Origin of the sequence: Paenarthrobacter sp. NPDC090522 (genome assembly GCF_044769225.1) — a bacterium.
GTDB lineage: Bacteria > Actinomycetota > Actinomycetes > Actinomycetales > Micrococcaceae > Arthrobacter.
On record NZ_JBIVXL010000009.1, the window covers coordinates 81386 to 103393 of the forward strand.

Annotated in this window: 18 protein-coding genes; 11 read left to right on the forward strand and 7 right to left on the reverse strand. The window is 62.9% G+C overall.

Annotated elements, in window-relative coordinates:
• Positions 1-57: 57 nt before the first annotated feature.
• Entirely contained in the window at positions 58-1755 is a 1698-nt protein-coding gene (locus ACIQT2_RS13350) for a flavin monoamine oxidase family protein (protein ID WP_402947078.1), read from the reverse strand.
• Positions 1752-3182 carry an amino acid permease gene (locus tag ACIQT2_RS13355; RefSeq protein WP_400337499.1) on the reverse strand — a complete coding sequence of 477 codons (1431 nt, stop codon included), beginning with the start codon at positions 3180-3182 and terminating at the stop codon, positions 1752-1754. Before ACIQT2_RS13355 ends, ACIQT2_RS13350 begins: the two co-directional genes overlap by 4 nt.
• A 196-nt stretch (positions 3183-3378) precedes the next feature.
• Here ACIQT2_RS13355 and alr point away from each other — a divergent pair, with 196 nt between their 5' ends.
• The 3 genes from alr to ACIQT2_RS13370 all read left to right on the forward strand — a co-directional run bounded on the left by alr (position 3379) and on the right by ACIQT2_RS13370 (position 6624).
• Positions 3379-4611 (forward strand): alanine racemase, encoded by a 1233-nt coding sequence (alr, locus tag ACIQT2_RS13360; protein ID WP_400337451.1) that lies wholly within the window; start codon positions 3379-3381, stop codon positions 4609-4611.
• Positions 4601-6187 (forward strand): PucR family transcriptional regulator, encoded by a 1587-nt coding sequence (locus tag ACIQT2_RS13365; RefSeq protein ID WP_402947081.1) that lies wholly within the window; start codon positions 4601-4603, stop codon positions 6185-6187. The genes alr and ACIQT2_RS13365 overlap by 11 nt, the downstream gene beginning before the upstream one ends.
• 170 nt (positions 6188-6357) lie before the next feature.
• Positions 6358-6624, forward strand: a complete 267-nt coding sequence (locus tag ACIQT2_RS13370; RefSeq protein WP_402947083.1) for a hypothetical protein — start codon at positions 6358-6360, stop codon at positions 6622-6624.
• A gap of 23 nt (positions 6625-6647) precedes the next feature.
• Here ACIQT2_RS13370 and ACIQT2_RS13375 read toward each other — a convergent pair whose 3' ends face one another.
• Positions 6648-7502, reverse strand: a complete 855-nt coding sequence (locus ACIQT2_RS13375; RefSeq protein ID WP_402947086.1) for a TetR/AcrR family transcriptional regulator — start codon at positions 7500-7502, stop codon at positions 6648-6650.
• A 206-nt stretch (positions 7503-7708) separates the two neighbouring features.
• Here ACIQT2_RS13375 and ACIQT2_RS13380 point away from each other — a divergent pair, with 206 nt between their 5' ends.
• Positions 7709-9178, forward strand: a complete 1470-nt coding sequence (locus tag ACIQT2_RS13380) for a purine-cytosine permease family protein (RefSeq protein ID WP_402947089.1) — start codon at positions 7709-7711, stop codon at positions 9176-9178.
• A complete protein-coding gene (locus tag ACIQT2_RS13385; RefSeq protein ID WP_402947091.1) occupies positions 9175-10038 on the forward strand; it encodes an alpha/beta fold hydrolase in 864 nt (287 codons plus the stop codon). Before ACIQT2_RS13380 ends, ACIQT2_RS13385 begins: the two co-directional genes overlap by 4 nt.
• Before the next feature lie 3 nt (positions 10039-10041).
• Here ACIQT2_RS13385 and ACIQT2_RS13390 read toward each other — a convergent pair whose 3' ends face one another.
• Positions 10042-10881, reverse strand: a complete 840-nt coding sequence (locus tag ACIQT2_RS13390) for a carbon-nitrogen hydrolase family protein (protein ID WP_402947094.1) — start codon at positions 10879-10881, stop codon at positions 10042-10044.
• Positions 10882-11187: 306 nt separating this feature from the next.
• On the opposite strand from ACIQT2_RS13390, the gene ACIQT2_RS13395 reads away from it, so the two are divergent.
• From ACIQT2_RS13395 to ACIQT2_RS13420, 6 genes are all read left to right on the forward strand, one after another.
• On the forward strand, positions 11188-12378 hold the full coding sequence (locus ACIQT2_RS13395) for an ROK family transcriptional regulator (protein ID WP_400337456.1): 1191 nt from the start codon (positions 11188-11190) through the stop codon (positions 12376-12378).
• 129 nt (positions 12379-12507) lie between these two features.
• Entirely contained in the window at positions 12508-14064 is a 1557-nt protein-coding gene (gene mmsA / locus ACIQT2_RS13400) for a multiple monosaccharide ABC transporter ATP-binding protein (protein WP_400337457.1), read from the forward strand.
• Between the two features lie 45 nt (positions 14065-14109).
• Positions 14110-15378: a multiple monosaccharide ABC transporter permease gene (gene mmsB, locus ACIQT2_RS13405; protein WP_397325374.1), complete on the forward strand. Its 1269-nt coding sequence runs from the start codon at positions 14110-14112 to the stop codon at positions 15376-15378.
• A gap of 64 nt (positions 15379-15442) precedes the next feature.
• Complete coding sequence (locus tag ACIQT2_RS13410; protein WP_397325373.1) at positions 15443-16540, forward strand: substrate-binding domain-containing protein; 1098 nt, start codon at positions 15443-15445, stop codon at positions 16538-16540.
• Between the two features lie 191 nt (positions 16541-16731).
• Entirely contained in the window at positions 16732-18168 is a 1437-nt protein-coding gene (locus ACIQT2_RS13415) for an ABC transporter permease (protein ID WP_402947099.1), read from the forward strand.
• A 2-nt stretch (positions 18169-18170) separates the two neighbouring features.
• Positions 18171-18863, forward strand: coding sequence for an ABC transporter ATP-binding protein (locus tag ACIQT2_RS13420; protein WP_402947101.1), 693 nt, complete (start codon positions 18171-18173; stop codon positions 18861-18863).
• On the opposite strand, the gene ACIQT2_RS13425 is transcribed toward ACIQT2_RS13420, so the two are convergent.
• The 3 genes from ACIQT2_RS13425 to ACIQT2_RS13435 are packed head-to-tail and all read right to left on the reverse strand — an operon-like array spanning position 18841 to position 21832.
• Positions 18841-20022: an ABC transporter permease gene (locus ACIQT2_RS13425; protein ID WP_402947104.1), complete on the reverse strand. Its 1182-nt coding sequence runs from the start codon at positions 20020-20022 to the stop codon at positions 18841-18843. The two genes, ACIQT2_RS13420 and ACIQT2_RS13425, sit on opposite strands and share 23 nt — an antisense overlap.
• Positions 20019-20747 (reverse strand): ABC transporter ATP-binding protein, encoded by a 729-nt coding sequence (locus ACIQT2_RS13430; RefSeq protein WP_402947107.1) that lies wholly within the window; start codon positions 20745-20747, stop codon positions 20019-20021. Before ACIQT2_RS13430 ends, ACIQT2_RS13425 begins: the two co-directional genes overlap by 4 nt.
• Positions 20748-20749: 2 nt before the next feature.
• Positions 20750-21832: a biotin/lipoyl-binding protein gene (locus tag ACIQT2_RS13435; RefSeq protein WP_402947109.1), complete on the reverse strand. Its 1083-nt coding sequence runs from the start codon at positions 21830-21832 to the stop codon at positions 20750-20752.
• Positions 21833-22008: the final 176 nt, after the last annotated feature.

The following is a 22008-nucleotide window of genomic DNA, read 5'->3' on the forward strand; positions in this document are numbered from 1 at the left end:
GCCCGCTCGACGCGCTAAACGAGCGATTTAGCGCGGAGAGCGGGCCCCGCAACGTCCTTAATCGAGGGATACCGGGCCGAGCTCGTCGAGCATCTCACCCGGACCCGGGTTACCGGCCGCGGAGGAACCGCCGAGGTGGTTCACCACGCCCCACACAGCGTTCAGTCCGGTGGTCACAGCACCCTCGGCCCAGCCGGCGGTGAAGGACACGTCGTCCCCTGCCAGGAAGATGCCGCGCTGGCTCTCGGGAAGCTTGTCCTGTCTGAAGTGCGTGAACAGCCGCTGCTGGTACCGGTAGTGTCCGGGCAGGTTGGCTTTGAAGGCACCCATGAAGTTGGGGTCCGCTTCCCAGGAGACCGTGATCGGCTGGCCCACGATGTGGCTGGCGATGTCCACTCCCGGGTAGATCTGTTCCAGGGAGTGCAGCATGAGCTTCACCCGTTCTTCGGCGCTGAGGGCGAGCCATTTCAGGGCATCATCGTTCCATGTGTAGGACAGGAGGATGACCGCGGGCTTGTCCGGGCCGTCGTCGAGCAGGTACGTGGCGCGGTTGAGGCGGTCGGTGAGCGTCATGGACAACACTTCGCGGCCGGTTTCCGGATCGATGTCCTTCCAGAACGGACGGTCCACCATCACGAACGTCTTGGACGACTGCATGTAATGTGAGCGTTCGATTGCCGTCCACAGCTCCGACGGGAACAGTGCCTCTTCGGTGTGGATCCGGGTGGACAGCAGCCACGACTGGCACGTGGTCACTACGGCCGGATAGGTTGCTTCGCGGCCCCAGCTCTCCCGGACCACCAGGTCACCGTTATCCGCCCGGCGGATGTTGTCCACGGCACCACGCGGCGAACCCGAGTGCAGCGACGCCAGGGAGGTGCCTTCCGGCCAGTGCTTAATGCCCGACGGCGCGTGGTTCCACAGTGCCTCGGGGAGCCGTTGGGCTCCTCCCGCAATGAGGCGGTGCTGGTCATCTGCGTCCGTATAGACGACGCGAAGGATTTCGAGGATGGAGTTGGGGAAGTCGGTGTCCCAGCCGCCCGTGCCGAAACCGACCTGCCCAAACGCCTCACGATGCGCGAAGCCTGCGTCCTTGAAGGACTTGCTCGCCGCGATGAAGCCGTAGAAGGTCTGCTCGTCCAACTGGGGCAGGAGCTCGTTCCAGAGTTCCTTGATGCGCTTGGTATCGCGGGCCTTGATGGCGTCCTGCATCTCGGTGAAGGCGGCGCCGTCCTTAATGGCGTCCTTCCAGGCATCTGCAACTTCGTGGAAGAAAGCCGGAAGGTCCTCGGGCGTCGTGGCGTAGTGCTTCTTCCCGGCCAACTCGATCACCGTGCTGGAGGTGACGGGAGCCAACGGGTTGGGGAAGTCCTGGGTTTCCAGTCCCAGGAGGTCCACGTAGTGGTAGAAGGCCTTGCCGGAAACAGGGAACCGCATGCCGCCGAGGTCTGCCACCACGCCGGGGGCTGAGGGGAAGCTCGCGGTCCGGAGGCGGCCACCGATCTGGTCGGCCTCGTAGATGACCGGCTTCAGGCCGAGCTTCATGAGTTCGTAGGCGGTGACCAGTCCGGAGAGGCCTGCGCCGATCACGGCCACCTCGGTTCCGAGGCGTTCTTCGGGGACCGAGCCCAGACCTTCGGGATGTGCCAGGTAATGGTCGTAGCTGAACGGGAAGTCCGGGTTCAGCATGGTGATGGGAGCCTCCGCCGGGATGACGGCGGACGGGTCGGTGGGTAGTTCTGTGGCGATGGTCATGCGTTGTCTGCTTTCACAGGTTCCGGGCTCACGGCCCTGGTGGTCAGTTCACGGTAGTCCTGCTCGCTGAGCGCGGCTACCTTGGAGTTCCGGCGTCCATAGCCGAAGTAGATGGCGATGCCCACGAGCATCCACATGCCGAAGACCATCCAGGTATCGGCACCGAGGTTGGCCATGAGGTAGGCGCACATGAGGGTGCCCAGCACTGGCGTGATCGGGTACAGCGGAACCCGGAAGCTTCGCTTCAAATCCGGACGGTTGCGGCGCAGATAGATCACGGCGACGTTCACCAGCGCGAAGGCAAACAGCGTGCCGATGCTGGTAGCGTCCGCCAGCGCACCCAGTGGAACCAGGCCGGCGGTCAGCGCGACGGCGGTACCCACGATCAGCGTCCCGGCCACCGGAGTGCCGGTGCGGCGGGAGACGCGGCCGAACACTTTGGGCACCATGCCGTCGCGTGACATGGAGAGCAGGATGCGCGTCTGGCCGTAGAGGACAGTCAACACGATGCTGGCGATGGCAAGCACTGCACCAACGGAAAAGACCAGTGCAATCCAAGGCTGCCCGGTAATTTCGTGCAGGATCTGCACCAAGGCAGCCTCGGTGCCGTCGAACCAACCCCAGGGGCGTGCCCCGATGGCGGCGACAGCAACCAGCACGTAGATGCTGGTGACGATCACCATGGACAGCATGATGGCCCGGGGAAGGTCCCGCTTCGGGTTGCGTGCCTCTTCGCCGGCCGTTGAGGCAGCGTCGAAGCCGATATAGGAGAAGAAGACGCTGGACGCGGCTGCGGAGACACCGGCTGCGCCCATAGGGAGGAGGGGCTCGAAGTTTCCGGCATTGAACGCCGTGAAGGCCACGGCGCAGAAGAACAACAGGATGCCCACCTTGATGATGACCACGGCCGTGTTGATCCAAGCGCTTTCGCGGGCTCCGCGAACCAGGAGGACCATGGCCAGCACCACGATCACCATCGCTGGAACGTTCACCACTCCCCCGTCACCCGGCGGCTGGCTCATGGCATCCGGCAGTACCTGCCCGAATGCAGCGAGCGTCTCATTGACGTACTGGCCTGCGCCCACGGCCACTGCGGCCACGGACACGGCGTACTCGAGCACCAGGCACCAGCCGCAGATCCATGCCATCCCCTCGCCCATCGTGGCGTAGGAATAGGAGTAACTGGAGCCCGCAACGGGAACCAACCCCGCCATCTCGGCGTAGGAGACTGCGGAGAACAACGCCGCCAGGCCAGCAATGACGAAGGAGATCCAGATGGCGGGGCCTGCCAGCGGCACGGATTCGCCCAGGATCACCAGGATGCCCGTGCCGAGCGTGGCACCGACGCTGATCATGGTCAGTTGCAGGACACCAAAGCTGCGGACCAGGGGCGTGCCACCTTCGCTGCTTCCGGCTTCGCTGACCATCTGGGTAATGGGCTTGCGGCGCAGCAACTGGGCTCCGAGGCCAGGCCGGGCCAGGCTCGCCGGAGTCGGGTCTTGGGTATTCACAGGCACAGTCACCGTTGACGTCCCTTCTGAGTAGTTGGTCGGTTTCCCCGCTTCAAGACTGTCATGTGAGCCACCTCTCAAGCTGGTGCAAAATGACCTATAGTGTTCATCCATGAGACGTAATGCACATCAATCATCGCCCACTCCGGCGGTCCTTTCCGGCCAGGTCACCGTCGATCTGTCTGCGATTTCAGACAACATCAAAGTCCTGAAAAAGCGCACTGAAGCGCCGTCGTTCATGGCCGTAGTCAAGGGCAATGCCTACGGCCACGGCCTCGTGGAGGTGGCCCGCACGGCGGTCAAAGCAGGAGCCAACTGGCTCGGCACGGCCCAGCTGTCCGAAGCCATTTCACTGCGCCAAGCAGGAATCACAGTCCCGATTCTTTCCTGGCTCTATCTGGCATCCCAGACCAGCGCCACCATCCTCGAAGCACTCGAAAACGACATCGATGTGTCCCTGGGAAGCGTCCATCAGCTGGAGGTGCTGGAAGGCATCGCCGGCCGCTTGGGCCGTCCCGCCGTCGTACATCTGGAACTCGACAGCGGCCTCAGCCGCGGCGGCGCGCGCAAGGAGGATTGGCCCGAACTGGTGGCCCGGGCACGTCAGGCAGAGCTCGATGGCACACTGCGGGTCCGTGGCATCTGGACCCATCTGGCCTGGGCGGATGTCCCCGCGCATCCGGCCAACGCGGCCGCCGTCGCGGAGTTCGAGGACGCCGCCCAGCAGGCACGGGACGCAGGGCTCTCCCCCGAACTGAGGCACGTATCAAGCTCGGCAAACATCCTGGACCGGCCCGAATTCCACTTCGATATGGTCCGTGCAGGCTTGGCGATCTACGGCTTGGCCCCCGCCGACCACCTGGATCCAGCGGATTTCGGGCTGCGACCCGCCCTGAGTGCCACCGCGCCATTGGTCATGGTCAAGAAAGTTCCGGCTGGTACGGGCGTCAGCTACGAACACCAGGCCATCACCTACGAGCCCCGTTACCTTGGTCTCATCCCGCTCGGCTACGCGGATGGCATCCCGAAAGGCATCACCGGGCGTTCCGTGGTGAACATCGCAGGGCGTCGTGTTCCCGTGATCGGCAAGGTCTGCATGGACCAGTTCATGGTGGACCTCGGCCCTGACGCCACGGGCATCGACGTCGGAGACACCGCTGTGCTGTTCGGTGATCCGGCCAGCGGGGCTGCGAGCGCCGACGACTGGGGCGCCGCGATAGGCAGCCACGGCGACGAGATCATCAACCGGATCGCGCCACGCCTCCCCCGCGCTTATCAAACGAGTGCCTTCGAATGCCCCGACTACCAGGAGCCGGCCGACGCCGGGCAGGGCCATGTTGCCTGAGCCCGCGAGCGCCCGCCTGAGTTTCGTCACGCTTGAGCAGTTCCTGGAGCAGCTGCCGCCGGAGTTGAAGACACTTCATGACGGCGGCAGCGGCGCCACCCTGCTGCGATGGGTGGAGCCGAGTGAGCTTGAGGATCCAACTCCCTATCTGCCGGAGGGCGAATTCCTGCTTACCGCCGGGTTGCCCTTCCTGGGGAAGGGTGGCTCGGCGGCGAAGGTGGACGCCTACGTTCGGCGGCTGGTGGGAGCCAAGGTTGCTGCGCTGGGCTTTGGTATCAAGCCCTATTTCGACGCCGTTCCCGATGTCCTGCTTGACGCTTGCCGGACGCACAACCTCACGTTGTTCGAAGTCCCGGAGTCCCTGCCGTTCGCCGCGATCGGGCTGTCCTTTTCGCAGCTCCTTGAAACGGACAACGCCCGGGTCTTCCGGCAACTTGCCGACACCAACCGGCAACTCATGCGGGCCGTGCTCTCCCCCAGGCCGGAGCACGAACTGCTCGCGGCGTTGGTCCGTCGGGTTCCCGTGTGGGCGGTCCTTGTGGGTGCGGACGGGCGGGTCCGCGCCCGCGGCAACAGCGCCGGCGGCAGCACAGGCGTCGAGCATTCCTTGCTGGCACCCATGCTGGAACGGTTGCTGTCCGGCAGCGGGCCGCGGGTGGAAATGGATGGGTTTGAGGAAGCGGGGTCCGCGTTGGTGTTCGGCCATCCGCTGCGGAGTACGAAGGATGCGAACCTCGGCGCGCTGATCCTGGGTTCGGATGTGCCGCTGACGCCTGCTCAGAACAACGTGGTGCAGTCGGCGGTGGGATTGTTGGAGCTGTTGGTGCGGCAGCGGACCAGCGGATCCTTGGCACCGAGCCAGCTGGCAACCGCCATGCTGCTCCATCCCGAGTCCTTGGCTTCGGGCGGGACCAAGCACGTGAACGGTTTGAAGGATCTGCTGGCCCAAAGCCTCTCCTCCACGCGATCCGGCCAGATGCGGGTGGTCCAAGGCATCAGAGTCGATGGCTCCGTGGACGATGGGCCCGTGCGGGAAGTGCTGCAGTGGCGTCGGCTGTTCGACACCAAGCTCGTGGAAATCACGGACTACGGGTTCGCCGCCATCACCCGCCTGCGCGTGGACGACTCGCTGCTCGCCGATGTGGAGAAACTCGGCTGGCGCCTGGTGATCGGCGAACCTACCGAGCTCAACGGGCTGGCCGCAGCCTACCAACGAGTCAGCACTCTCCGCGCACGCGTGCTTTCAACGGGCGTCAGCGCACGCGTGGATGAGGTGACGTGGTCTGTGACAGGGCTGCTTGGCAGGGACGCCGGGACCATGCTGGCGTCACGCGTCCTGGCTCCCTTGCTTGCCTTGGAACCGGAACGTCGTGATCCCCTGCTGTCGGTGCTGCGCGGTTGGCTCACCGAGAACGGCAGCTGGGACGCTTCAGCCAAACTGCTCGGCCTGCACCGGAACAGCGTGCGGCGGCAGATCGGCGTGATCGGGGAACTGCTGGACCTGGACCTTAACGCGGCACAGATTCGCGCGGAGCTGTGGATCGCGTTGCAGTATGTGGATTCGCTGGTTGACTGAGGCTCGATGGACACCACCTAGAGGACCATGTCAAAACCCCCAATTGACCGTTTTCACCACCTATTTTTGCCGGTTTCACCACCTAATTTTGAAAAGGGTGTCCAAGAAGCGCGGCTTATCGATTAGGTTCGAGGCACACAACACAAGCGTTGTCATTAAGGAGCTCCCCTATGTCCAAGCAGTGCAACCCAGCCATCGGAATTTGCGGGGCAATCGTCGCTGTGCTGGCTGCGGCTATTTTGGTGCTGGTCGCAGTGGGCGTACTTTCGGACGCGGGCATGTCTGGATCTGCGTACCTCGACCATCAGCAAGACCCGCATGGCAGCTTCCGGCTCGAGTTCGGCGCCTCGTACTCGGTCATTCTCGGAACGCTGCTTTTCGCAGGACTTCTTGCTGCCCTGGGCTCGCTGGTGAAAGCGCGTCGGGCCAGGGTTTAATTAGGCGACTTTGATGGCAATTCTCAGGCGAACAGGGTCCTCCTGGCAAAATCATGCAACTGCCGACGCATATCATTGACGTCCCGGCCAGGAACACCGAGCAGCGCTTGGATGCCCAGTCCGTCGATCATCGACGTGAGCTGCGCCGTCATCCCTTCCGGGTCTCCGCCATTGAAGATGCCCTGATGTTGGCCGAGTCGGATGGTCTGCGCAATGAAACCGTCCCACTTGCGATAGGCGTCCCAGTACATCCGCCTGAAGCGAGGTTCCAGCACACATTCGCTCCAAACCTGGATCCAGGATGTCCATTCCTCCTTGGAGCTGTCATCCAGCGGCAGCTGCAATTCAATGAGGCGCAGAATCCTGTCCTTGGGTGAACTGATTCCCCTCAGCTCGTCGACCTGGCGAACAAAGGAGTGCTCCATGTGGCGCCTCATGGCCGCGTTCAACAGTTCATCGCGAGAAGAAAAGTAGTAGATGACCAGGCTCGGACTGGAACCAACTGCGTGGGCCACGTCCGAAACCCTCACGCCCCTGTAGCCATGCTTTGCGATGAGCTTCCAAGTCTCCACAAGGATTTTCTCGTGGGGTGCGTCGTTCTTCATGGTGACGGCGGCCCTTCCAGGTGCCGTCGCGTCCGATGCTGGTCCCCGCTTGCTGGCTGCCTCACCGCGGCCATACAACAGCCAGTCGGTCGACACCCCACCGTGTGAAGCGATTCTTCCGAGCTCTGAAGCCGTGAACTTCCGAACGCCGTTCAGCGACTTCGAGAATTTCGTTTTGTCCATGGCCGCCGCGGCAGCGAAGTTCCCCTGCGTCCCCGGCGTCCGCAGGACCAAATCGCGGACCCTCTCCCGGAGCCCTGATGTTTCGTCCATAACCAACTCCACTCGAGTTGCGATTAGCGCAACCGCGCATTGTCCACTTGCTTGATAATTCTAGTGTTTCCTGCATCACACATGCTCGACTCGCAGCAGCTTGAACAACTATTCAATAGTGTTGCACCCAGCCCATGGACCGCTCAATGTAGAAACATCCATGGCCTCGGCCGCTGCCGCGAGCGTAGAACCTCCTTAGGAAACCCATGAAATCAGCAACGCGGGACAGCCAGTCTTCCCACGCAAACGCAGCAAGGTCCAATGCGCCGATTTTCGAACGGCGTTCGATCGAGTACATCCCGCGCCGGGAACGGCATGGAAAGCCATGGCATGTAACGCCTGTTTGGTTCACCTCTTCAGCCAACCTTGCGTCCCTGGCGATCGGAACCATCGGCGTCCTGAGCGGGCTGAATCTCTTCTATTCGCTTCTTGCCATCGTTGTAGGCTCGGCATTCGGCACGTTCTTTGCGGCCTTCCACTCATCACAGGGACCGCAACTCGGCATGCCCCAGATGATCCAGTCCCGGCCGCAGTACGGGTATCGTGGCGCTGCCCTGATCTACGTCATCGCCGCCGCCGCATACATCGGATTCAGCGTCTTCGGGGTGGTCCTGATGGGCCAGACACTGGAGCTGCTGTTCTCCATTCCGCAGAACGTCGGCATGGTTGCGACGACAGCTCTCTCTGTCATCGTCGCGGCGGTCGGCTACAACATTGTTCACAAATTGGCCCGATGGATAGCCCTCGCCTTTCTCCTGTGCTACCTCGTCATCACGTTTGCGATGCCGCCGGTCCTGACTTTCCCGGAGGGCGCGTTTTCCACTGACGGCTTCTCCATGACGTTTTTCCTGGCCCAAGGAGCCGCCGCGGCCGCTGCGTGCTTGGCGTGGGCGCCTTACGTCTCCGACTACACGCGGTATTTACCGCACATGAGCGTCAAAGCTTCCTTCTTCAGCACCTACCTCGGCCTTGCTGTCTCTTCCATCTGGGTCATGGGCGTTGCCGCCGTGGTAACCGCTGCCTTTCCGGGAACAGGAATCATCGAAGCCTTCTTTTTCGGTGGAAATGCCGTGTTCGGCGGTTTCGGTTCGATCGTCCTGGTCCTCGGTTTGATCGGAACCATATATTTGGGATCCATGAACTTCTACGGCGGCTCGCTCACGGTGATCAGCATCCTGGACAGCATCCGCTCCGTGCGACCGACCGCCACCATGCGAATTGCCCTGACCGCAGCCTTTGGAATTGTCTCCCTGGGCATCGCCTTGGCCGCAACAGACACACTTCTTGCCGGCTACGGAACCTTCCTGACGATCCTCTTGTACGCCTTGGCACCCTGGACTGCCACGAACCTCGTCGACTTCTTCCTTGTCCGCAAGGGCAGCTATTCGATCAGGGAGATCTTCAATCCCCGAGGAATTTACGGGGGCTGGAATTGGCGCGGCTTCGCCGCCTACGTTGCGTCATTGCTGGCAATGCTCCCCTTTGTCATGACTGGCGCGTGGAACGGGCCTGTGGCCGAAATCCTGGGGTACGACGTTGCACCCTATGTCGGCATGGCCGTTGCGGCACTGGTCTACTACGGCCTCTGCCGAAGCATGGATCTCGTGGGAGAACGGGAGTGGATAAGCGTTGCCGACGCGGGCTTGGAGGGTGACGACGAGGTCGACCAGCCATGACGACGTACCGTTACACACCCCAAGCCATCGAACTCAGCCGACTCACAACCAACCACGTTGTATCCGGCGAGGGCCCCAATCTTCTCTGGATCTCCGGAGGCGGCTATCGGGGATCAGCGTGGCACGACCATTTTGTTCCGAACTTCGAGAAGGCCTTCCGCAACATCACTTTCGACAACCGCGGTACACCCGGAACCGAGTGCGCGGACCTGCTTCCGTGGTCCATAGCGGACATGGCCTCTGATGCGGCGGATCTCCTGGAACAAACCTGCGACTCGCCGGCAACTGTGGTCGGCCACTCAATGGGAGCCTTCGTCGCTCTTCAGCTGGCCCTCGACAGGCCGGATCTGGTGGCCTCCGTAGTCAGTCTTGCGGGCGGTGCACGCGGCGATTCCGGTTGGGTGGGCGACTATATGCGGGCGGAGATTGCCCTTCGCGCGCAAGGCGTGCGGATGCCGGCCGATTTCCACGCCATCCATTACGCCCCGATGTACTACACAGCGGAGGCGTTGGGTGACCCTCAGACCTGGAACCGTATACAAACGGCCCTATCCGAGTCCCAAGCCATCGAAGACATGGAGGCATCGATCCCCACCCAGTGGCGGGCATGCGTCGACTTCAATGTCCAAGACAGGGTCCCGGCCTTGGCAGTGCCGCTGGATGTCGTGTCTTTCGAACAAGATCAGTGCGCACCCCCGGCCGAGGGCGAATTGCTGGCGAACCTGGCACCCGGAGCGAAGTTCCACGTACTGCCTGGGCTGGGGCATTGTTCGATGTTCGAGCACAATCCGGAGACAGTCAGCAACTACCTCGCATGGCATGTCCTCGATCCGAACCGGAACAGCAGGGTCATCGCCTGACGGTCAGTCCGCATATTCCCACTTCGCATAAAGGTCCGGGCGGCGCTCCTTCAAGTACGGGACTTCAGCCCGGGCTGCTTTGACGGTGTCGGTGCCCACCTCGGCGAACAACAACGACGCCGATTCCCCCGCCGCGGCGAGCAGCGAACCGTCCGGCCCCGCAACGACGCTGCCGCCCAGGAAGTTATAGATGTCCTCGTGCCCGCAATGGTTGGCATAGGCGACGTTAAGCTGGCTCTCGAGGGCGCGCGCCCGGATCAAGACTTGCGGCACATTGTCGAACCCCGAGGACAGCGCCGTGGGCACGAGCAGCAACTCAGCGCCTCGGCTTGCCGCCGCGCGAACTGCCTCAGGGAACTCAACGTCGTAGCAGATCAGCATCGACGTGCGGATTCCGTTGAAAACCACGACGGCGGGAGGTGCTTGAGCGCCGACGAACGCCTTGTGTTCTTCCGGGCCGAACAAATGCACCTTGTTGTACGTGAGAAGTTCTGCGCCCGTGGCGTCCAGCAAAGTAGCCGAGATATGCCAGCGCTCTTCAACGCCAGTGGGCTGCGCGCCGTCGTCGTGCATTTCCCGGGCAGGTGCCGGGAGGCTGTAGACCAGGCCAATCCCGTGTGTCCGCGCAATATCCGCCAAGCGCTGCCGGATAGCGGGGAGGGTTTGGGGGGCCAGTTCGGCGTGGATCCGGAGCGGCGCGTAGCCCACGGGGAAAAGTTCGGGCGTCAGCAACAACGATGCACCGGCCCGGGCGGCCCGCTGGGCGGCCTCGTCGATGGTCCGAAGGTTGGCGTCCACGTCCAGGACGGAGGCGTTGGCCTGCAGGACTGAGAGCAGCATCATTACCACCTTGGTTTTCCGGGATCCCGGTACTTGCGGTCCGGGAAGACTTTGTTCTTCCAGCCTAGGCACGACTGACCCTGGGCGGCTGGGACATTTGGACCCGGGCCTGTGGAATACAGGACGCATCGCACGCCGACTTCACGTTGTTGGGCCTGCTTTACGCCCCAAAGACCCTGCTGAGGGCGATTAGCGGGCCCCAACAACGGGTACGTACAGCGTCAACTTGTGTTGGAGTATGTCAGTCAACCCCCACCGCTTGTGTTCACTTCTTGACTACAAGCCGTCACATGGGGCACTCTTCTTGTCATGCCCGCTACACAGCGCTCAACGAAGAGCCATCCGAGAAAACCAGGCTCACAGTCCGCCCTGCGCCATTTGAACCAGCAGCGGATCATCGAGTGCCTGTTAAGTGGGCCGTCAACGCAGGCGGAACTTTCGCGGCAGACCGGCCTCTCCACGGCAACGGTCTCCAACATCGTGAAAATCATGCAGGACGCCGGCCTCGTCTCTACGGAACCGACCACCAGCTCCGGCCGCCGGGCCACCAACGTGAGGCTCAACAGCAACGGTGCGGTCGCCGTCGGAATCGACTTTGGCCGTCGCCACCTGCGGGTGGTCTTGGCATCACTGGGCTACCACGTGATTGCCGAGGAATTCATCGAGCTTCCACTGGGCCACCAGGCCGAGGAAGGCATCGCCGCCGCCGTGCGGCTGCTGACCAGGCTGCTCGAAGAAAACAGCATCGATCCCAGCGCCGTCGTGGGCGCCGGAGCAGGCATTCCGGGTCCGATCGACCGCAGGTCCGGCACCGTCGCGCAAGGTGCGATCCTCCCCGAATGGGTGGGTATCGATATCCTTCACAGACTGGAGGAGGCCCTCAATTGCCCCGTCTTTGTTGACAATGACGCCAACCTTGGAGCCCTGTCCGAAGTGACATGGGGGCCGCACAGCGGCGTCGCCAACCTGATGTTCCTCAAGGTTGGATCGGGTATTGGCGCCGGGCTGATCCTGAACGGGATTCCGTACTACGGCAACGTGGGAATCACAGGGGAAATCGGCCATGCCACCATCCACGAACACGGCTTGGTATGCAGGTGCGGGAATCGCGGATGCCTGGAGACCATCGCCTCCACCACCACCATGATCGAACTCCTGGGCCGCGGGCAGGACACCCTGCTGACGCCCCAGGACATTGTGCGGAATTGCCTCGCCGGAGACTCTGCCACCCAGCGCGTGGTGGACGATGCCGGCCTTGCCGTGGGCCGGGCCCTGGGGAACGTCGCAAACCTGATCAACCCTGAAGTGATCGTGGTTGGCGGGCCCTTGGCAGGCTTGGGAGACCTCCTGCTTGATCCCATCCGGCGAGGGCTGGTCAGGCATGCGGTGCCCGTCGTTGGCGAGACGACACACCTTGCCATGTCCTCCCTTGGCGCGCGCGCCGAAGCCCTTGGAGCAGCCGCCCTGGTGTTCCAACACGCGGGTATTACCGCGAAGTAACGAAATCGTTAGCTGGTTCTTGTGTTCAAGTCTTGACGACAAGACGGGTGATCCAGTTTACTTTTTCATCAGAAAGCTCCGCTGCCGCGGGGCCGACAACGAAGTCATGCATTGGAGGCGTAAGGGCTGATGACAACCCTCGACACGCAAGGTGATCCCATCCTTTTGGAGATGCGCTCGATCACGAAGGAATTCCCCGGCGTGAAGGCCTTGTCGAATGTGAGCCTGCGGGTAAAGGCAGGCGAAATCCACGCCATCTGTGGCGAAAACGGGGCCGGCAAATCCACCCTCATGAAAGTCCTGTCCGGCGTCTACGGCTACGGAAGCTACACCGGCGACATCGTGTACCAAGCCGAAACGCAGCAGTTCAAGGACATCCGCGCCAGCGAAGCCGCCGGCATCGTGATCATCCACCAGGAACTGGCGCTGATCCCGGAACTGTCCATCATGGAAAACATCTTCCTGGGCAACGAACCCACCAAGTGGGGCGTCATTGACTGGGCCGAAGCACGCCGCCGTTCCATCGAGCTGCTGGCCCGCGTGGGCCTGCGCGAGGACCCGGACACCCCCATCAAGGAAATCGGCGTAGGCAAGCAGCAGTTGGTGGAGATCGCCAAGGCGCTGAACAAGTCCGTGCGGCTCCTGATCCTGGACGAGCCCACCGCGGCGCTGAACGAATCCGATTCCCAGCACCTGCTGGACCTGATCCTTGGCCTCAAGGGCAAGGGCATCACGTCCATCATCATTTCCCACAAGCTCAACGAGATCGAGCAGATCGCGGACGAGATCACCATCATCCGTGATGGCAAGTCCATTGAGACGCTCAACGTCAAACGTGACGGCGTGGACGAGGACCGGATCATCAAGGGCATGGTGGGCCGGACGCTCGAGTCCCGTTTCCCGGACCATGAACCGAAGATCGGCGAGGTCTTCTTCGAGGTCAAGAACTGGACCGTGGGCCACCCGGCCATCCAGGACCGCTTGATCTGCAAGGGTTCCAACTTCTTCGTCCGCCGCGGCGAGATCGTGGGCTTCGCCGGGCTCATGGGTGCCGGACGTACGGAGTTGGCACGGTCCTTGTTCGGCCACTCGTATGGACGATTCATTTCGGGCGAGGTCTACAAGGACGGCAAACCCGTGCACTTGAAGACCGTCCGCCAGGCGATCGACGCCGGACTCGGTTACGTCACGGAGGACCGCAAGTCCCTGGGCCTGAACCTGCTGGATGACATCAAGACCACCACCGTAGCTGCGGCGTTGGACAAGATCAGCAACTACACGGTGGTGGATACCCGGAAGGAATTCCAGGTCGCCGAGGACTACCGTAAGTCGCTGCGGACCAAGACCCCGTCCGTCGAAGAAGGCGTTGCCAAGCTTTCAGGCGGCAACCAGCAAAAAGTGGTGCTGGCCAAATGGATGTTCACCGACCCGGACCTCCTGATCCTGGACGAACCGACCCGAGGGATCGACGTCGGTGCCAAGTATGAGATCTACGGCATCATCCAGCGGCTGGCCAACCAGGGCAAGGGAGTCATTGTGATCTCCTCGGAGCTCCCCGAGCTTCTGGGCCTCTCTGACCGCATCTACACCATCTTCGAAGGCTCCATCACCGGCGTGCTGAACAAAGACGAAGCCAGCCAGGAAAGCCTGATGAAGCTCATGACCTCCAACCGCAAGACAGCCTGACCCAGTGGCCCAGAAACGCCCTTTCCTGACCCAAGGACCAAAACAATGAACGCGCTCAAGAAGCTCTTTGGTGGCAATACCCGCCAGTTCGGCATGATTTTCGCCCTGGTGGCACTTATCGTCTTCTTCCAGATCTTCACGCAGGGCCGCACGCTCACCCCTGGCAACGTGATCAACCTGTTCAACGGCAACTCCTACATCCTGATCCTGGCCATCGGCATGGTCCTGGTGATCATCGCCGGACACATCGACCTGTCCGTGGGTTCCGTGGCCGCCTTCGTCGGTGTTTCCGTGGCCCTGGCCATCCGCGACTGGGGCATTCCCTGGTACATGGGCGTGCTCTTTGGCCTGGTGCTCGGAGGCGTGATCGGTGCCTGGCAAGGCTTCTGGACGGCGTATGTGGGCATCCCGGCCTTCATTGTCACGCTGGCCGGCATGCTCCTGTTCCGTGGTTTCAACCAGTTCGTCGGCAAGTCCAACACCATCCCGGTTCCCAACGACTTCCAGTACCTCGGCTCCGGCTACCTCCCGGAAATCGGTCCCAACACGGGCTTCAACAACCTGACGCTCCTGATCGGCATCCTGGCAGCCGCCTTCGTGGTGGTCATGTCCTTGCGTGCCCGCGCCGCCAACAAGGCCTTGGGTGCGGACGTTCCCGAACTCTGGGTTGAAGTCACCAAACTGGTCCTCATTTGCGGTGCCATCCTCTACGCCACGTACCTGTTCGCCACCGGCCGCCCCGGAACCTCGTTCCCCATCCCCGGCCTGATCCTCGCGGTCCTGGTGCTGATCTACGGTTTCATCGCTGACAAGACCGTCATCGGCCGCCACGTCTACGCCGTGGGTGGCAACCGCCATGCAGCCGAACTCTCCGGTGTGCAGTCCAAGAAGGTCAACTTCCTGGTGATGATGAACATGTCCGTCCTGGCAGGCCTGGCCGGCATGATCTTCGTCGGCCGCTCCACGGCATCGGGTCCGTTCGACGGCGTTGGTTGGGAACTGGACGCCATCGCGGCCGTGTTCATCGGTGGCGCAGCCGTCACCGGTGGCGTTGGTACCGTGATCGGCTCGATCGTCGGTGGCCTGGTCATGGCTGTCCTGAACAACGGCCTCCAACTGCTGGGTGTCGGCGCCGACCTTACCCAGATCATCAAGGGCTTGGTGCTCCTGGCCGCCGTCGCCTTCGATGTCTACAACAAGACCCAGGGCAAGCGGTCCATCACGGGCCTGCTGATGAAGAACTTCCAGCGCAACAACGAGATCAAACCGGACGAGACCACTTCCACCAAAGAGGTCATCTCCAAGGAAGCCTGACCCTACCCGGTCACAAACCCAGAGAACTCGCTCCACCCCACCCACACAGAAAGTGAACCAAGATATGCGAATGTTTGGTAAAGCAGGAAAGGCAGCAGCAGTAGCTGCCATCGCGGCACTGGCGCTGACGGCCTGCGGCCGCACTGACAGCGGCTCAAGCAGCAGCACAGCTGGCGGGGAAGCGTTCCCCAAGGACTCGCTGATCGGCGTCGCACTTCCGCAGAAGACCAGTGAGAACTGGGTCCTCGCGGAGAAGCTGTTCAACGACGGCCTCACCGGCGCCGGTTTCAAGGCCGACGTCCAGTTCGCCAACGGCGGTGTCTCCGAGCAGCAGAACCAGATCAGCGCCATGGTCACCAAAGGTGCCAAGGTGATCATCGTCGGTGCGATCGACGGCGCGCAGCTGGGTACGCAGCTCAAGCAGGCCAAGGACTCCGGCGCAACGGTCATCGCCTACGACCGCCTGCTCCTGAACACCGAGAACGTGGACTACTACGTGGCCTACGACAACTTCAAGGTCGGTGAGCTCCAGGGCCAGGCCCTTCTGGACGGACTGAAGGCCAAGAAGCCGAGCGGCCCGTACAACATCGAACTGTTTGCTGGTTCCCCGGATGATGCCAACGCCAAGGTCTTCTTCGACGGCGCCATGAGCGTCCTGAAGCCGAAGATCGACGACGGTACCCTCAAGGTCCTGTCCGGCCAGACCGCATTCGAACAGGCTGTTACCCAGGGCTGGAAGGCTGAAAACGCCCAGCGCCGTGCTGACACGCTGCTCACCGGCAGCTACGGCAGCGCATCCCTGGACGGCGTCCTCTCTCCGAATGACACCCTGGCCCGTGCAGTCCTGACCTCCGTCAAGGCCGCCGGCAAGCCGCTCCCCGTCGTGACAGGCCAGGACTCCGAGGTTGAGTCCGTCAAGTCCATCATGGCCGGCGAGCAGTACTCCACCATCAACAAGGACACCCGCAAGCTGGTTGAGCACGCCATCACCATGGTGAAGGACCTGCAGGCAGGCAAGGAACTCGAGATCAACGACAAGGATTCGTACAAGAACGGCGTCAAGACCGTTCCGGCGTACCTCCTGCCTCCGCAGATCGTGACCGCCGCGAACGTCAAGACCGCTTACGTGGACGATCCGGTCCTCGGCCCGATCACCAAGTAGCACCCCGTACCACCCGGAGCCCCGGTCCGCCCACAAGGCGGGCCGGGGCTTTTTGCTGCGCCGGGATTCTTCACAGCCCACGCATAGCTTCGGCTGGCTTCCTGCACAGCCGCCTTGAAGAAGGTTGGATCTGCGGCCGGCGTCCAGCGGGCCGGGGCCTCCCCCGGCCCGAGCAGCTCCAAAGGAGAAACGTGAGCGTCCTTGCCCGAAGCGTAGGCAATGCCTTCCGCAACAAAATCAGAACGGCGGCCGTGGTTGCCGTCCTGGCCGTCGCCATCGGTTTGGCCTTGGCCATGCTCGTGGCCAACCAGGCCGTGGGCGCCAAGGTCCAGGAGCTCAACGCTTCCGTGGGCACCACCCTCACGGTGAACCCGGCCGGCGGGCAGGGCTTCGAGGGCGGCGGCGAACCGCTCACCTCAGCCCAGGCGCAAACCGCAGCGGGCGTCGCGAACGTCACGTCCGTCGTCGGGACCAAGGCGCTGCGACTCCAGACGGCAACCACCGGCACCACTGCGACGACGCAACAAGGCGGCTTCGGCGGCCCCGGCGGGCAGCAAGGCACCACCGTCACCACCAACCTGACCGCCGCCGTCGATGCCGGAACGCTTGGAAACCGCAACAACGCGAGCGGAACAACCGGCAGCACTACCACGCAACCGGCCCGCACCCTTCCCATCACGGCCACCGGAATCGGGGCCGAAGTCGACAGCACCGGCAAGGCACTGGACATTACCAGCGGCAGCGGCCTGGGCGACTACACCGCGGCCGAAGCCAAGGCGATCGTCGGAACCACGCTAGCCGAAAAGAACAACCTGACGGTTGGCTCCACGTTCACCATCCAGGACAAAACCTTCACCGTGGCAGGCTTGTTCGACGCCGGAACCACGTTCGGCAACAACGCCGTCTACGTGACGCTCCCGGAGGCCCAGACGCTGGCCGAAACGCCCGGTGAACTCTCCACCATGATCGTCACGGTCAACAGCATGGAGAACGTGGACAGCACCAAGACCGCACTCCAGAGCGCACTCGGCGCGGACAAGGCCGACGTCACGCAGGGCCAGCGCAACCTCCAGACTGCCGTCAGCTCACTGGACAGCGTCAAGAACATCTCCTTGGTCGCATTCATCGCCGCCCTCGCAACAGCCGGGCTCATCATCCTGCTCATCGTGGTGATGCTGGTCCGCGAGCGCCGCCGTGAAATCGGCGTCCTGAAGGCCATCGGCGCCCGAAACCGGACCATCGGCCTCCAGTTCGTGCTCGAGTCCCTGGTCCTGGTGGCTTTGGGCAGCGTGGTGGGTGCGGCGATCGCGTCCTTCGCGAGCGGCGGCATCGCCTCCGCGCTGATCAGTTCCAATTCAGGTACGACGGCGGCAACCACCAACCAGCGCGGCGGCGGCTTGGCCGGAGCAGCAGCCAACGGCGGCGTTCCCGGTGGTGGCGGCTTCGGCGGCCAAGGCGGTCCGTTTGGCGGAGCCAACCAGTTGCTGACCTCCGTCACGGCAAGCGTCTCCCCCGGCGTCCTCGCTGCCGGCATCGCAGCAGTGTTCGCCGTCGCCATCATCGGAGCGTTGGTTCCCGCGCTGCTGACCGCCCGTATCCGTCCCATCGAAGTACTCCGAGGAGAATAGCCGTGATCGTAGTGAAGAACCTGGTCCGTCAGTTCAAGTCCGGAGACCGGACCATCAAGCCGGTCAACGGCGTCAGCTTCGAGCTGGAGAAGGGCTCTCTGGCCTCGATCGTGGGCAAGAGCGGCAGCGGCAAGAGCACCCTGTTGTCCCTCCTGGGCGCGCTGGACAAACCCACGTCCGGCGACGTGGTGGTGGATGGCGTGAGCCTCGCCGGACTCCCGGACGGCAAGCTCACCGAGTACCGCCGCCAGGACATCGGCTTCGTATTCCAGCAGTTCAACCTGATTCCCAACCTCAGCGCGGTGGACAACGTGATGCTGCCCATGGAGTTCGCGGGTGTGCGGAAGTCGGCCCGGTTGCAGCGCGCCAAGGAACTCCTGGAGCAGGTCCAATTGGATCCGGAGAAGCACTCCCGCCGCACCAACCGGCTCTCCGGCGGTGAGCAGCAGCGTGTGGCCGTCGCAAGGGCTTTAGCCAACGAGCCCAAGCTGATCCTGGCCGATGAACCCACCGGTAACCTCGACGAGCAGACTGGTGAGCACATCATCCATTTGCTGAGCTCATTGAGCCGTGATCACAACACCACCATCCTGGTGGTGACCCACGACCGCTCACTTGCCCAGAAGACGGATCGACGCTTCCGGCTTCAGCAAGGGCGCCTGACGGAGGAACTCAAAACCGGATCGCGTCAATAACCTTCACCCGCACCGCGACGAGCGCGGGAATCGCTCCCGCGAGTGCGCCGACAAGGACGGCCGCCCCGAAACCGAGAAGGGCCGCCTCGATGGGGAACGCCGGGTGCTCGGACAGGCCCGGCGCCACCTTCGATTCGATCCAAGGGTTCTTCACCACCGCGATTGCCAGCATCACTCCGGCCAGGCCGGCAACTGCGGTGGCCACCACGGACTCCATCATGACCCCGAAGAAGATGCGTCCCGAGGTGGCACCGAAGCTGCGCCGGATTCCGATCTCCCGGACGCGGTAGCGCACGGTGACCATGGATATGTTCAGCATCCCCACAGCCCCAAGCAGCAGGACGAGTCCTGCGATACCACCGACGATCCACTGGGTGGGCCCCAGCGGATCGCCCCAGGCAGCGTAGTCAACACGCTGCGCCTGGGCGTACATCCCCGGAAACTGCGACTGCAGGTCCGCGCTGATGGCAGCCGTCAGGGGTCCTGCCTGGGCCTCACCCACCCACATCTTGAACTCGGACATCTGCGGCCGCATGCCGATCAGTTTGGCCCCGTCCGTGAGGATGAAAGCCGAAGGCGGGGCCATCTCGTGGACGTTCGGAACCACTCCGATGATCACCGCAGTCGCCGGTTGGTCGCCCGGGATGGAAACCGTTGGCTGGGTTGTCAGGTTGGGCCTTCCGGCCCGGTCATAGAAGGCTTCGGAGACCACGACGGCGGGTGCGAGCCTTTGTCCGTCATCGGCGGCGAACCAGCTTCCTTGCAGGAGGGGTACGCGGTGGATGATGCCGTATCCGATATCCACCATGGTCACTTCCACGCTGGTGACGCCACGGGGAAATTGGAAGCCGGCCTGGGCCCGTCCCACGTGTGTGGAGGTGGTGATGCCGAAACGTTGTTTGATGCCTTCGTAGGCTTTGTCGAGCTGCTCAGCGCTTGGCGTCGACGGACCGTTCACACTCAGCGAGACGGTGGCTACCCTGCCTTGATCACGCTCGGACTGGGCTTTGATACCCTCTCTGGCGAGGTTACCCAGGCCCACTACGGACGTCAGCGCAGCTACGGAAAGGGCAACACCAAGGAGGGCCAACAGGATGCGCACTTTGTTGATGCGAAGTTCCTGCCACGCTTCCACCAGCGTGGAGACAAAGCCGGTCATGCGGGTACTCCTGCTTCTGCGAGCGCCATGGGACTGAGGACGCCGGTGTCCAGGCGGTAGCAAGCACGGGCCAGGGCGGCCACGTTGACATCGTGGGTGATGGTGACGAGTGCAGCTGCGGATTCCGTGGCAACGGTGTCCAGCAGGGCCATGACTGATTGGCCTGTCTCCACGTCCAAGGCACCGGTGGGTTCGTCGGCGAGGATCAGCCGCGGTCGCCTGACCAAAGCCCGGGCGATGGCTACGCGCTGCTGCTCACCTCCGGAAAGCATGTTGGGCATGGTGTTGGCCCGTGCGGCGAGGCCAACGCGGTCCAACATGTCCGTGGCGAGTTCGCGGCGACGCCAGAAGTCCTTGCCCTTGGCATAGAGGAGCGGCGTGATCACGTTATCCAAAGCGCTCCTGCCGGGCAGCAGGTTGAACTGCTGGAACACGAAGCCCACGGTGGAACCGCGCAAGCGGGCACGGGCGTTGCCGCCCAGCCGTTCCGCGGGCTGCCCAAGGAACTCGAGCTCACCGGAGGTCGGGACGTCCAGAAGGCCCAAAAGGTTGAGCAGCGTTGATTTGCCACACCCGGACCTGCCAACAATCGCCGTGTGGTCGCCGCTGAGCACCTCCAGGTCAATACCCCTAAGGATGTGCAACTGCTGCGCATCGGGCAAGGTTACCGAGCGGGTGACGGAGCGGAGGCTGACCAGTGTTTCCTTTTCAGTCGTGGACTCCATGACTAGCCCGCCGGTGCGTAGGCTCCCTGGCCAGGACCCATCATGGGATCCCCGACCGCGGGAGCACCTGGAACGAACTCGAGCACCTGTTCGCCTTCAGCCAGTCCGGACACCACCTCAACCACGGATCCGTCGTTCAAGCCGAGCTCTACCTTCCGCTGCTCAGGAGCTCCTCCGGCGGCACTGGATGTCCAGACGATGCCGTCTTTCACACTGCCCTTCACCGACGTCAAGGGCACGGTGACGACGTCGGTCGCCACGCCTGCACTGACGGTCATGGTGGCACCGAGGCCGGCGAAGACTTCCTGATCGGAGGGAACAGCGCAACTCAGGGTGCCCGTGGGCGTGCTGTCCTCCTGCGACTGGCCGCTGGCACCTGGACCGGCGATTGCCGCGCCGACCCCCATGCCGGCACCTCCTCCCGAGCCGGACAAACCGCCTGAGCCTGTGCCGCCGTCGTTCGACGCGTTGTTCGTGAGCGTCACCTCGGTGCACTGGAACGGCGCGGGGCCACCCACCAAAGCGATCTCCGCAGGGCCGGGCTTGCCCAGGAGACGGTACTGCTGGGAAGCGTTCACGGAACCCGCGACGGTGTACGTGCCGGGGTCGACCTTGCCGACGGTTTCGCCGACACTGACCTGCTGGTCGATCAGGGTTGTCAGCTGCTGCAGAGTTCCGCCGCTCGGGGCCAGGACGTTGAGATAGTCATAGACAGGCTTCGGGGGTGTTCCGTCTTTGGAGACCTGCGGATTTGTCACTGCTCGCTCCGCCTTGACCTGGAAGAGCGCGTCGCCCTTGGCCACCGTGGCGCCCTGCTCGACGAAAACCTTGATGACCTTGCCGGCGGCTGTGCTGCGCACGGATTCGGCAGCATCACTCTGGACTGTGCCCTTGATCTGGACCGTGTTGGTGACGGTGGCCCGCGTGGCCGGGACCATCGGAATATCCACTTCGGCCAGCGGGGCCGGCTGCGAAGCTGTGGACTTGAGTCCATCTATGAAGGCGATTTTGACCAAGGCCACGGCAATAATCGCGAAAACCAACAACCAGGCAACCGGCAAAATGACACGCCGAAAAACACCCATCCCTGCTCCATTTCGGTAACTCCCCACAGAACCTCTGCGAGGGATGATTGCTCCAGCCTAGGCGAAGCCACTGACACCCCCGGTCATTCGAAAGGATGAACAGGCTGCTTACCGTGTCGCTGGTTTGATCTGTCGCGGGGCCCGTGCAAGACTGAGCACGTACACGCCCCAGTGAC